The organism is Dyadobacter arcticus (genome assembly GCF_011762185.1).
Classification (GTDB): Bacteria; Bacteroidota; Bacteroidia; order Cytophagales; family Spirosomataceae; genus Dyadobacter; species Dyadobacter arcticus.
Genome location: NZ_JAASQJ010000004.1, coordinates 270465 through 282688, shown reverse-complemented (window position 1 = coordinate 282688; position 12224 = coordinate 270465). Strand labels below are relative to the sequence as shown.

Genomic DNA, 12224 nt, shown 5'->3' with positions numbered 1-12224 from the left:
TTTGTGATAACTTAAAGATTACATTTTGCCGATCCCGGATTCAGACATCTGAATTTCTTCGGCGGCCTTATGAATGGCCTTTCTGATCCGGTCGTAGGTACCGCAGCGACAAAGATTTCCGCTCATTGCAGAATCAATGTCTGCGTCCGTCGGCTTAGGTGTCGTCTTCAATAGTGCTACCGCAGACATGATCTGTCCGGACTGGCAATAACCACATTGCGGGACTTGCTCTTCAATCCATGCCTTTTGGATTATATGCATTTTACCATCGCCGATGCCTTCGATTGTGGTTATTTTGTCATTTTTCCCAATGCTCGAAACGGGCGTTTGGCAGGATCTGGCTGGCTGACCATTTAAATGAACGGTACACGCGCCGCACAATGCCATTCCGCAGCCAAATTTTGTACCTTTCAATCCAACGAAGTCCCTTACAACCCAAAGCAGGGGCATATCAGGCTCCACGTCCACCTTTACTTTTTTACCATTAACCGATAAATTGTACATGGCCATAGTTTACAATCTTAAATTTCCGGTGAATATTGTTGTTGTAAAATATCGCAAGAAAAATTCATTTTAACAACCCTATGGATATAGTATTCAGGGTTTTAAAAAAATGAGCTCGCTATATAGTAACGATAACCCTGAATCCACTAAAACTAGGCTATTTTTACCCGCAACCTGATTTTACCCTGCCGATCTGATGATTACCAATGACGCCGTAGTTCTCGGCATACTGATGATGATACTTGCCGCGATTTTCTACACAGCCTCTTTGGCAAGCGCCGGTTGGAAGCGATTCTACAACGTTATCCCGCCATTGCTTTTGTGCTATTTCATCCCGGGGGTGCTGAATTCACTGGGTATTATCAATGGCATCACATCACAACTTTATCCCGTTGTTTCCAAATACTTTCTACCGGCGTGCCTGATACTCTTCACAATTGGCATGGATTGGAAATCGCTGGCAAAATTGGGTCCGAAAGCGCTCATTGCAATGCTGGTGGGAACGGCGGGAATCATGATCGGCGGGCCAACGGCGCTATGGATCGTTGGATCAATAAGTCCGCCGACTGTTGCCGGCGAAGGAGCAGATGCGGTTTGGCGTGGTTTGGCAACCATCGCAGGAAGCTGGATCGGTGGCGGCGCGAATCAAACTGCATTGAAGGAAGTTTTCCAGCCAAGCGACCAGTTATTCTCGCAGATGGTGGCTGTGGACGTGCTGATTGCAGAACTTTGGATGGCTGTGCTTATATACGGGGCAGGAATGTCGGCAAAAATCGACAAATGGCTTGGGGCGGATAGCAGTCAGGTTGGCCAGGTCAAGGATCATCTGGATTCGGAACAATTAGGCAATGAAAAAATTCCTCTGGTGCGGGATTACATTTTTCTTGCTGCTGCAGGCTTTGGCGCAACAGGCGTTGCACACGGTCTTGCCGAAATCATCACTCCCTATTTGTCTGAAAATTTTCCGTTTCTTGCCAAATACAGCCTCACATCTTCCTTCTTCTGGGTCATATCAATTGCCACACTCATTGGAATATTGCTTTCACTGACGCCCGTTAGAAAACTGGAATATGTTGGTGCTTCGAAACTCGGTACCGTCTTTTTGTATGTGCTGGTTGCCACCATAGGAATGCAAATGGATCTTGGCGCAGTGGCTGACAATCCAGGACTTTTTGCGATTGGGCTTATCTGGATTTCGATTCATGGCATTATCCTGATCGGGGTTTGTAAGTGGCTGAAAATACCTTTTTTCTTCTTGGCGGTCGGTAGCCAGGCTAATGTGGGCGGATCTGCTTCTGCTTCGGTCGTGGCGGCATCATTCCATCCGTCCCTGGCCCCGGTTGGTGTTTTGTTAGCTATATTAGGTTATGCCATAGGTACTTACGGCGGATATTTGACTGCATTGATGATGCAGTTTATTAGCGAAGGTTTATAAAGACTTGCCAAGTCTCGTCGCATATATGGAGAATCGTTAAGTCTTTGAGACTTGGTAAGTCTAAGTCTACAAATTCAAAACCAACCCGTCGTACGCAAGATGCACATGCGGCGGGAGTTCGCTTTCAATTTCGGCGTGAAGGCCAAGTTTATGACTGATATGCGTCAAAAAAGCGTGCGGCACATTCAATTTATCAATTAAGTCTAGTGCCTGGGAAAGTGTAAAGTGGGATAAATGCGGTTCTTTTTGGAGCGTATCCAGAACAAGGATTTGAGAGCCTTTGATTTTATCCTGCTCCTGCTCTGAAATAAAGTTGGCATCCGTAACATAAGTAAAGTCACCAATTCGGTACCCATATACGGCAAGTTTATGATGCATTACTTCTATTGGCGTAAACGATACGCCATCACATTCAAAAGGCTCATTTTGAATTGGATGAAGATCAAAGGAAGGGACACCCGGGTATCGTTTCTCAGAGAAAGCGTAAGCAAATTCACTGCGGATTTGATTTAGCACTTCTTGTCGGCCATACAATGGCATATCCCTTTGCTGGATATGGTTGAAGGCGCGAATATCGTCGAGTCCGGCTGTGTGATCTTTGTGTTGATGGGTGAAAATGGCAGCGTCCAGATGCTTCACATTTGCCCGGAGCATTTGTTGCCTGAAATCGGGACCGGTATCAATGACAAAAGATTTACCTTGTTCCTGTATCCAGACGGAAGTCCTTAAACGCTTATTATGTGGGTCAGTAGAACGGCAAACGGCACATTCGCAGGCGATAACGGGTATCCCCTGCGATGTGCCGGTTCCTAAAAATGTAATCCTCATTAGGTTTATTCTGTCAAATGCGCCACCACTTCAACCAGACGGTCAAAATTCAAAGGCTTCATCAGCGCATCATCAAATCCTGCTTGTTTGAAATCTTCTTCTGAATAATTCTTGGCGTTACCGGTTATTGCTACAATCGGTGTCTTTGCCGTTTTTTCATTCGGCAATTTGCGAATGCTTTTCGCACACTCCATCCCATCCATCACAGGCATATTGATATCCAGCAAAATGATATCAAAATCTTCTTTTTCAAGGAGTTGCAAAACTTGTTCTCCATTTTTGACAGAAGTAATTTCGTAATGTTGAAATTCCAGAATCTTCCTTGCCAGATTTTGAATAACAGAACTGTCTTCAGCAATGAGTACTCGTTTTGTGTATGACATATGACGGGTCAGGTATTTTGTTTAATGATTTGCCAGGTCAATTTAGGGATATTTCAATCAACATACCCCAAAGGCCTGACGTGAAGTTTCAAAATTATCATAAAAAAGTAAATAACCATCCGATACTTTTTCAAAGCTGTCTTATCACGTAAGTTTGCAGACCTGTTACAATATATTGAACCATTATGTTTAAAAATAAACTGATCCGTTACAGCACAATCGCAATGCTAATAGCGATTCTGGCCTATTTTGTCGTCGAAAATTTCTCGGGAACGACCAGCTCTGCTGACGACGATTTGATAGCTGCTAACCCCGAACAATATAAGGCAAAAATCCGCGAAGAGCGGGAAGCGAAGGATGAACAATTCAAAACTGCAAAGGATTCTCCGATTGCAGATAAGGAGGCTTTTCATGGATTACATTACTTTGAGCCGGACTTGTCCTTTCGAATCCGGGCAAACATTACTCCTTACATGAAGGATGATAAAGAAGTGGTTATAAAATATACAGACAGCACTTCCGAAAAATATGAGAAATACGGCTATGCTAATTTTACAATCGGCGGCGAGGCTCAAAAGTTATTGTTGTTAAAAAATGAGAATGTTATTTCCGTGCTATTCAAAGACGTCACAAGCGGAAAAGAAACATATGGTGGTGGCCGTTATTTGGATTATCCCATTTCTGAAATCAAAAACAACACCATTTTACTGGATTTTAATAAAGCATATAATCCTTATTGCGTTTATCAGCCAACGTACGCCTGCCCGGTACCGCCTGAAGAAAACGTTTTAACCGTAGCAGTTCAGGCAGGCGAGCTTACAGAGGCGTCTGTGCACAAGTAGAAATTTAATGAATTATTCATTTAAATAATTGAACTACTGATTTCTAAAATATTACATTACCGTCCAAATAAAACAACAGATCATGACAACTACCGAAATTGCAGAACGCCTTGTAGAACTATGCCGCGAGAACAAATATGAGCACGCACAAAAGGAATTATATGCTGACGATGCAATCAGTATCGAACCAGAAGGATCTCCCGGAGAGGTCTGGGTACAAGGATTGGATAAGATAATTGAGAAAGGAAATCAATTTCAGGCAATGATCGAAGAGTTTCATGGCCAGGAGCTTTCCGACCCGGTTGTAGCAGGCAACTATTTCGCAATTAGCCTTACCATGGATGTCACCTTCAAAGGAATTGGAAGGTCGCCGATGGAAGAAATTTCGATATACAAAGTCGCTGATGGCAAGATTGTTAGCGAGCAATTCATCTATGATGTAGCACCCGCTCAGTAGTTTTCATTATTTTTGTAGAAAGACAGACTCTTTAATGTCTGTCTTTCTACTTTTTAAAGCATTTGCATGAAGATCTCTTATAAGTGGCTTAAAGACTTAATTGAAATCACAGAAACACCCGAAGAAATCGGTAAATTATTGACGGCGACCGGTTTGGAAGTCGAAGGAATAGAAGAAATTGAATCCATCAAAGGAGGGCTGAACGGGGTGGTAATTGGAGAAGTCCTTACTTGCGAAAAACATCCGGAAGCAGATCGTCTTAACATTACCACTGTTGATGTGGGCATTGAAACCCCACTTTCAATTGTTTGCGGAGCTCCCAATGTTGCAGCCGGACAAAAAGTAATCGTCGCTACGGTAGGCGCTGTGCTTCATCCCATTGGCAGCGATCAGCCGCTGGTTCTGAAAAGATCAAAGATACGAGGTGCTGTATCGGAAGGAATGATTTGCGCGGAAGACGAACTTGGCATTGGCACATCGCACGATGGCATCCTGGTTTTAGATACTGACTTACCCAATGGAACATCCGCCAGTGAATATTTTGGGACTTCATCTGATTATCTGATTGAAATCGGTTTGACGCCAAACCGTGCTGACGCTGCCTCCCATTTTGGTGTCGCCAGAGATTTGAAAGCCGTTTTAAATCGTCCTGTTAACCTGCCTAATGTTGACAATCCGGTTTTCACTCATAAAACTGCTGAATCAGAAGTGTGGTACATGGGATCTGATCAAGGTTCCCCAATTCAGATTGAAGTCAGAAATACAGAAGCTTGTCCCAGGTACGTTGGTCTGAGTATTTCTGGATTGACAGTTACCGAATCCCCAGCCTGGCTTAAACAGCGGCTACAAACCATCGGCATACGTTCCATCAACAACATTGTCGACGTTACCAATTATATATGTCATGAATTAGGCCAGCCTTTGCATGCTTTTGATACGAATAAAATTTTAGGAAAGAAGGTCATTGTCACGACCGTACCGTCAGATACGCCATTCTTTACATTGGATGGAATTGAGAGAAAAATTTCAGATACTGATCTGATGATCTGCAATGAAGGTACCGACGGGAATCCGGAACCCATGTGCATTGCAGGCGTTTTTGGCGGACTTACCTCCGGCGTGACGAGTGAAACGACATCTATATTTCTTGAATCAGCTTATTTCTCACCGATCTGGGTGCGCAAAACCGCCCAACGATTTGGCTTAAAAACGGACTCTTCATTCCGTTTCGAACGGGGTACCGACCCTAACATGCCGGTTTACGCATTGAAACGAGCAGCTTTGCTGATTCAGGAAGTTGCCGGAGGAACTGTGTCATCGGAAATAACCGACATATACCCGTATCCGGTTCAGGATTTCAGGGTTGAAATGAAATACCGTAACATTGACAGGCTCATTGGAAAATCGCTTGATAAGGCATTCATAAAGAGCACTCTTACCAGCCTGGATATCGCGATTGAGAATGAAACCGAAACAACATTCACTGCCATTGTCCCGCCTTACCGCGTCGACGTGCAGCGAGAAGCAGATGTGATTGAAGAAATCCTTCGCATTTATGGCTTCGGGCAGGTTGAGCTTTCCGAAGCAATGAGCTCTGATTTCCTTTCCGACTTCCCTCTTAATGATCCCGAAAAATTAAAACTGCGTGTGGCCGAATTGCTGGTCGCGAATGGATTCAATGAAATGATCAATAATTCGCTGACCAAACCCGAATATCAGACTTTAAATAGTGAAAGTTTGCTGGGTAACCCAGTCAAGATTCTTAATTATCTGAGCGAGGATCTCTCGGTAATGCGCCAGACATTGATTTTTTCGGGTCTTGAAGTAATTGCTTACAATAGCAATCGCCGCCAGCGCGATCTGAAACTTTTCGAATTTGGTAAGACCTATCATGACGTCAACGAGAAGTTTGTCGAAAAAGAAAGGCTATCCATTTTTCTGACCGGTAACTTTCAACAGGAAAGTTGGTTTGAGAAATCGCGTGATGTCGTTTTTCATGATCTTGCAGCATTAGTTAATCAGGTACTTACGGCTTTAAAAATTAAAGAAATTGAAAAGCAAGAGGCCGATAATGTTATCTTCAAATATGGCATTACAATTTTAGCTAACAAAAAACCGGTCGTTTCTTTTGGTTTGCTGCAAAATACACTGACTAAAAAGCTAGACATCAAAGCTCAGATCTTTTTCGCTGACTTTGATTGGGAATATCTGCTTCGTCAGTACAACTCCGCGGTTGAGTACAAAGAAGTTTCAAAATTTCCTGAGGTGAGAAGGGACCTTTCGGTGGTTGTGGATAAAAAAATAACCTTTGAAGAATTGCGGCAGATCGCATATAAGACAGAACGACAACTGCTTCGCTCTGTAAATGTTTTTGATGTTTACGAAGGCGCAAACCTGGACGGGAAAAAATCCTATTCAATCAGTTTCATTTTGCAGGAGGACCAGCAGACATTAACAGACAAGGTGATTGATAAATCCATGCAAAAATTAATTTCGGCATACGAACGTGAGTTTGAGGCAGTGATCCGAAAATGACGTAAGATAAATTTGCTTTGACGGAAATTTTAAGGTTCGAAAATGGAAAGGAGCATTGAACGCATTATTGAACACAAGTTATCCGACCTTGAAAAAAAAGTCGAGTTCCTAATCAACTCAAAGGAAAAATTGAGTTGGGCAAATTCAGAGCTTTTGCGGGAAAATGCGGAGCTCCGTTCGACGAATATCAAACTCAAGGAAGAAGCAAAGGAATTGAAGAAAAAACACTCTAGTTTGGAAAAAGACTTTAATAAGTCCAAAAATTTCGCTAAAATTGTCACTAGTAAGCTGACACCAACAAGCGGAATTGCCGAGTTGAAAGAGACAGTTGAAAGATCTATCCAAGAGATTGATAAGTGCATTAAGTTGCTTGAAGATACCTTATGACAAAAAGCAAAATACCTAATCCTGATGTTTCTGTCTTTATAAAACTGCTGGACAGAGGTTTCAAACTGAGCGTTCCGGCGGATCAGGAGAAATTCTACAGGGAAGGGTATGAGGTTTTCTTGCAACGTGTGCAACAGCATAAATTAAGAGGAAAAGTATACGGCGATATTGAGGCAATTGCCCTTACGTCCATTGAGTGTTTGGTAGCACTGCAAAGGAACCAGGAGCAAATGAACAATGTAATCATGGCTTTTAAGAACCGAGTTGAAAAACTGGATGAAACAGTAACCAGTGCGATTGAGAGCTAAGCGGCTATACACGTGACCTTTAATTTAGAATCTTCTTTATAGTTTTCAATATCTTCCTTTTTCGGCATTTGACGCGGGTGTAGTTTGGTAAAACCAACTATATATAACCTTAATTAAAATGTCAAATTCTCAGTTTTTCATCATCATCCTGTCTGATATCATTGCCATAGGCGTAGGTATTTTCGCAGGTAAATACATTTTCAAGAGATCTTTCGACCAAAAAGACAAAGAGGCCCAGGAAAGGGCAGCCGAAATTCTGCGTAACGCTGAGAGTGCTGCCGAAAACATCAAAAAGGACCGTATTCTTGAAGCAAAAGAAAAATACCTGCGTCTTAAGACAGAATTTGAAGAAGATGCTAATAAGAAGCGGGTCATTCTTCAGACCAATGAGCAAAAGCTGAAACAGCGCGAACAGAGTATGAACCAGACCATGGAGCAGAACAAGCGTCGCGAAAATGAACTGGAAACGCTCAAAACGAACCTTACGCAACAACTTGAAACGGCCACCAAGCGCAGGGAAGAGGCTGAAAAATCCTTACAGCAACAAGTTATTCAACTCGAAAAAATCGCAAATCTTACCGCAGATCAGGCACGCGATCAATTGGTGGACGCGCTTAAAGCGGAAGCCGATACTAGGGCAGGCTCTTATGTGAAAAGTGCAATGGAAGAAGCCCGCCTCACTGCGACAAAAGAAGCGAAGAAAATTGTGATCGAGACCATCCAGCGCACCGCAGCAGAACATGCAATCGAAAACTGCGTTTCGGTTTTCAACATCGAAAACGACGATATAAAAGGAAAGATCATTGGTAGAGAGGGCCGCAACATCCGCGCTCTGGAAGCCGCTACCGGAGTGGAGATTATCGTGGATGATACGCCGGAAGCCATTGTAATTTCCGGGTTTGATCCCGTAAGGAGAGAGATAGCCAGGCTGTCACTTCACCGACTGGTACAGGACGGTCGGATACACCCTGCAAGGATTGAAGAAGTCGTTGCAAAAACACGTAAAAACATCGATGACGAGATCGTGGAGATCGGTGAAAGGACGGTCATCGATATGGGCATACATGGTTTACATCCCGAACTGGTGAAAATGATCGGCCGCATGCGATTTAGGTCTTCTTACGGACAAAATTTGCTTCAACATTCACGTGAGGTGGCAAAACTTTGTGCTACAATGGCATCAGAACTTGGCCTTAATACTAAATTGGCCAAAAGAGCTGGACTTCTGCACGATATTGGAAAAGTATGGCCGGAAGAATCAGATCTTCCGCACGCGATCCTGGGCATGGAACTTGCTAAGAAATATAAAGAGAACCCCGAAGTGTGTAACGCAATTGGAGCTCACCATGATGAGATTGAAATGACGAGCATTTTATCCCCTATCATTCAGGTTTGCGATGCCATTTCTGGATCACGCCCGGGTGCACGCCGAGAAATGATGGAATCTTACATTCAGCGGCTTCGTGATCTGGAAAATATGGCGATGTCATTTGAAGGTGTAGAAAAATGTTATGCGATCCAGGCCGGTCGCGAATTACGCGTCATTATTGATGCAGATAATGTTTCGGATGAAAAAGCTGGTATGCTCTCATTTGATATTTCACAAAAAATCGAAAAAGAAATGCAGTATCCCGGGCAGATCAAGATTACAGTGATCCGGGAAATGCGTTCAGTTGCGTACGCGCGTTAATCCATCCAAGAATACATGATTTACTCACAGCTTAGCAGTTCCGAATTACTAAATATCCATTCGCTCGGCGAACTTAAAAAAGCAGGTTATCGGTCGCGTTCAATCAAACAGGAGTTAAGGGATAACTTAATCACTAAAATCAGAAATAAGGGAAATATCTTTCCAGGTATATGGGGTTATGAAGAGACAGTAATTCCTGATGTGGAACGTGCAATATTATCCATGCACAACATTAATTTTTTGGGTTTGCGCGGACAAGCCAAAACACGGATTGCCCGGATGATGGTAGGCTTGCTCGATGAATACATTCCCTACATAAAAGATTCAGAACTGCACGACGATCCTTTGCTGCCGCTATCCCGTTTCTCAAAAGATGCAGTTGCTGATCACGGAGACCATACAGCCATTGCCTGGCTTCACCGCGATGATCGATATACAGAGAAGTTGGCAACTCCGGATGTTTCAGTAGCTGACCTTATCGGTGATGTAGATCCGATCAAAGCCGCAACATTGAAACTTCCATATTCTGATGAAAGGGTTATCCATTTTGGCTTGATCCCACGTTCGCACCGCGGTATTTTTGTAATCAACGAACTTCCGGATCTTCAGGCGCGTATCCAGGTTGCATTATTCAACATTTTACAGGAAGGTGATATTCAGATCCGCGGGTTCAAGTTGCGGCTTCCGTTGGATATTCAGTTTGTTTTTACTGCCAATCCGGAAGATTATACCAATCGCGGCAGCATTGTAACGCCTTTAAAAGACCGTATTGAAAGCCAGATCGTAACACATTATCCCAAGACAATTGAAACTGGGAAGAAGATTACGGAACAAGAAGCTGTTGTAAAACCTGAACAGAAAAGTCTGGTGAAGGTAAATGAGCTGGTGAAGACGCTGATTGAACAAATCGCTTTTGAGGCGAGGGAAAGTGAATATGTGGACAGCAAAAGCGGGGTTTCGGCCCGACTTACCATTTCCGCTTACGAAAGCCTTTTAAGCACTGCTGAGAGGCGGGCGCTGATTAATGGCGAAAACATTACCTACGTCCGCATTTCAGACCTTTATGGTGTAGTTTCCGCCATATGTGGCAAAGTAGAGCTGGTTTACGAAGGCGAAGTCGAAGGTCCCGTCATTGTCGCGCAGAATCTGATTGGCAAGGCAATCCGCACGCAATTCCTGAATTTTTTCCCGGATCCCGAGAAGAGCAAGAAAAGCAAGATCAATCCATACGCGAAAGTAATTGAATGGTTCGGTGCTGGGAATGAAATGGAAATGCCCGGCGATATGACGGATCGCGAGTATATGGCCAGATTGAAAACAATCGACGGCCTGGACGATTTCGTGGACATGCTAAGTGCCTATTCCGATGCAGACGAAAAGTTATTCATGATGGAGTTTGCGCTGCACGGGATGGCGGAATTTTCTCTGATTGGAAAGCAATCTCTGGATCAGGGTATGAAGTTCCAGGACCTGGTAAGCAGCATGTTTTCAGGACCGGGGGATGAGGATTATGATTTTGATGAAGATGACGACGATCGGAAGCCTTTCTAAATAAAATACTTGAAAAATGCCCGGCTACACACCGGGCATTTTCTTTATGAGTACTTGAACTGCGATGTTTATAACGGCGCACCTTCATCCACTAAATTAGGCTCACTGGTATCGATCAAAGAATCGGGATCATTATTAACTTTTCCTCGAACCTTCCCTTCCAATTCATCCATTAATTCAGGATTGTCTTTTAAAAGTGCTTTTACAGCGTCACGGCCCTGACCGAGACGATTTCCTCCGTAACTGAACCAGGATCCGGCTTTTTTAATGATTTCAAGCTCAACGCCAAGGTCAATGATTTCCCCTACTTTGGAAATTCCTTCACCATACATGATATCAAACTCTACTACTTTAAATGGTGGTGCGACTTTGTTTTTAACAACTTTCACACGGGTACGGTTACCTAATATCTGATCTGCACTTTCCTTGATCTGCCCTACGCGGCGAATATCCAGGCGAACAGATGCATAATATTTCAATGCATTACCACCGGTTGTTGTTTCGGGGTTACCGAACATTACACCGATTTTTTCGCGCAGCTGGTTAATAAAAATACAGCAGCAGCCGGTTTTATTGATCACACCTGTAAGCTTACGAAGCGCCTGGGACATTAAGCGAGCCTGTAAGCCCATTTTGCTATCTCCCATTTCTCCCTCAAGCTCTGCGCGCGGCACCAATGCAGCGACGGAGTCGATAACGATGATGTCAACGGCACCACTGCTGATCAAATGTTCAGCGATCTCCAATGCCTGCTCACCGCTATCCGGTTGAGAAATCAACAGGTTACTCGTATCAATACCTAATTTTTCTGCATAAGACCGGTCAAAAGCATGTTCCGCGTCGATGAATGCTGCCAGCCCGCCCTTTTTCTGAGCTTCGGCGATGCAATGCATGGATAAAGTGGTTTTACCAGATGATTCCGGACCATATATTTCCACTACCCTCCCACGCGGTACCCCACCTACCCCAAGTGCCAGATCCAGACCCAAAGATCCTGTTGAGATCACCGGGATATCTAACACTTTACTGTCGCTGAGACGCATTACAGTTCCTTTTCCATAAGTTTTGTCAAGCTTCTCCAGTGTGGTCTGCAGTGCTTTTAATTTGTTGTCTTTATCCGTGTTCGGTTGTGCCATAAAATGGTTACAAAAAATTTAGTTTGTACATAAAAAAGCGGCTTTTGCTTATCAAAAACCGCTGAAATCGGGTCTTTACTATGTTGTAAAAATATCGAATTTTGCTCAGAATTACAACCTGTTTTTCTTTTAAAAATATAATTTCAGGAGCAATTGCAGCCTGATTTG

The 12224-nt window shown here is 43.5% G+C and carries 12 protein-coding genes; 8 read left to right on the top strand and 4 right to left on the bottom strand.

The window, feature by feature from the left end:
- Positions 1-18 precede the first annotated feature (18 nt).
- A complete protein-coding gene (locus FHS68_RS20070) occupies positions 19-510 on the bottom strand; it encodes a (2Fe-2S)-binding protein (RefSeq protein WP_167274014.1) in 492 nt (163 codons plus the stop codon).
- Positions 511-700: 190 nt separating this feature from the next.
- On the opposite strand from FHS68_RS20070, the gene FHS68_RS20065 reads away from it, so the two are divergent.
- On the top strand, positions 701-1939 hold the full coding sequence (locus FHS68_RS20065) for a DUF819 family protein (RefSeq protein ID WP_167274011.1): 1239 nt from the start codon (positions 701-703) through the stop codon (positions 1937-1939).
- Between the two features lie 66 nt (positions 1940-2005).
- On the opposite strand, the gene FHS68_RS20060 is transcribed toward FHS68_RS20065, so the two are convergent.
- Both FHS68_RS20060 and FHS68_RS20055 read right to left on the bottom strand, forming a co-directional pair.
- Positions 2006-2767 carry an MBL fold metallo-hydrolase gene (locus tag FHS68_RS20060; protein ID WP_167274008.1) on the bottom strand — a complete coding sequence of 254 codons (762 nt, stop codon included), beginning with the start codon at positions 2765-2767 and terminating at the stop codon, positions 2006-2008.
- 5 nt (positions 2768-2772) lie between these two features.
- On the bottom strand, positions 2773-3150 hold the full coding sequence (locus tag FHS68_RS20055; protein WP_167274006.1) for a response regulator: 378 nt from the start codon (positions 3148-3150) through the stop codon (positions 2773-2775).
- Positions 3151-3335: 185 nt separating this feature from the next.
- Here FHS68_RS20055 and FHS68_RS20050 point away from each other — a divergent pair, with 185 nt between their 5' ends.
- The 7 genes from FHS68_RS20050 to FHS68_RS20020 all read left to right on the top strand — a co-directional run bounded on the left by FHS68_RS20050 (position 3336) and on the right by FHS68_RS20020 (position 10920).
- On the top strand, positions 3336-3992 hold the full coding sequence (locus FHS68_RS20050) for a DUF1684 domain-containing protein (protein ID WP_167274003.1): 657 nt from the start codon (positions 3336-3338) through the stop codon (positions 3990-3992).
- A gap of 82 nt (positions 3993-4074) precedes the next feature.
- Positions 4075-4449: a nuclear transport factor 2 family protein gene (locus tag FHS68_RS20045; RefSeq protein ID WP_167274001.1), complete on the top strand. Its 375-nt coding sequence runs from the start codon at positions 4075-4077 to the stop codon at positions 4447-4449.
- A 66-nt stretch (positions 4450-4515) separates the two neighbouring features.
- The gene (gene pheT, locus FHS68_RS20040) at positions 4516-6984 is read left to right on the top strand and encodes a phenylalanine--tRNA ligase subunit beta (protein WP_167273998.1); all 2469 of its coding nucleotides are present in this window, start codon (positions 4516-4518) and stop codon (positions 6982-6984) included.
- A 42-nt stretch (positions 6985-7026) separates the two neighbouring features.
- Positions 7027-7371, top strand: a complete 345-nt coding sequence (locus tag FHS68_RS20035; protein WP_167273995.1) for a hypothetical protein — start codon at positions 7027-7029, stop codon at positions 7369-7371.
- The gene (zapA, locus tag FHS68_RS20030; RefSeq protein WP_167273993.1) at positions 7368-7679 is read left to right on the top strand and encodes a cell division protein ZapA; all 312 of its coding nucleotides are present in this window, start codon (positions 7368-7370) and stop codon (positions 7677-7679) included. The genes FHS68_RS20035 and zapA overlap by 4 nt, the downstream gene beginning before the upstream one ends.
- 118 nt (positions 7680-7797) lie before the next feature.
- Positions 7798-9369 (top strand): ribonuclease Y, encoded by a 1572-nt coding sequence (gene rny, locus FHS68_RS20025; RefSeq protein ID WP_167273990.1) that lies wholly within the window; start codon positions 7798-7800, stop codon positions 9367-9369.
- 15 nt (positions 9370-9384) lie between these two features.
- Positions 9385-10920 carry a P-loop NTPase family protein gene (locus FHS68_RS20020; RefSeq protein WP_167273988.1) on the top strand — a complete coding sequence of 512 codons (1536 nt, stop codon included), beginning with the start codon at positions 9385-9387 and terminating at the stop codon, positions 10918-10920.
- A gap of 68 nt (positions 10921-10988) precedes the next feature.
- On the opposite strand, the gene recA is transcribed toward FHS68_RS20020, so the two are convergent.
- On the bottom strand, positions 10989-12056 hold the full coding sequence (gene recA, locus FHS68_RS20015; protein ID WP_167273987.1) for a recombinase RecA: 1068 nt from the start codon (positions 12054-12056) through the stop codon (positions 10989-10991).
- Between the last annotated feature and the right edge of the window lie 168 nt (positions 12057-12224).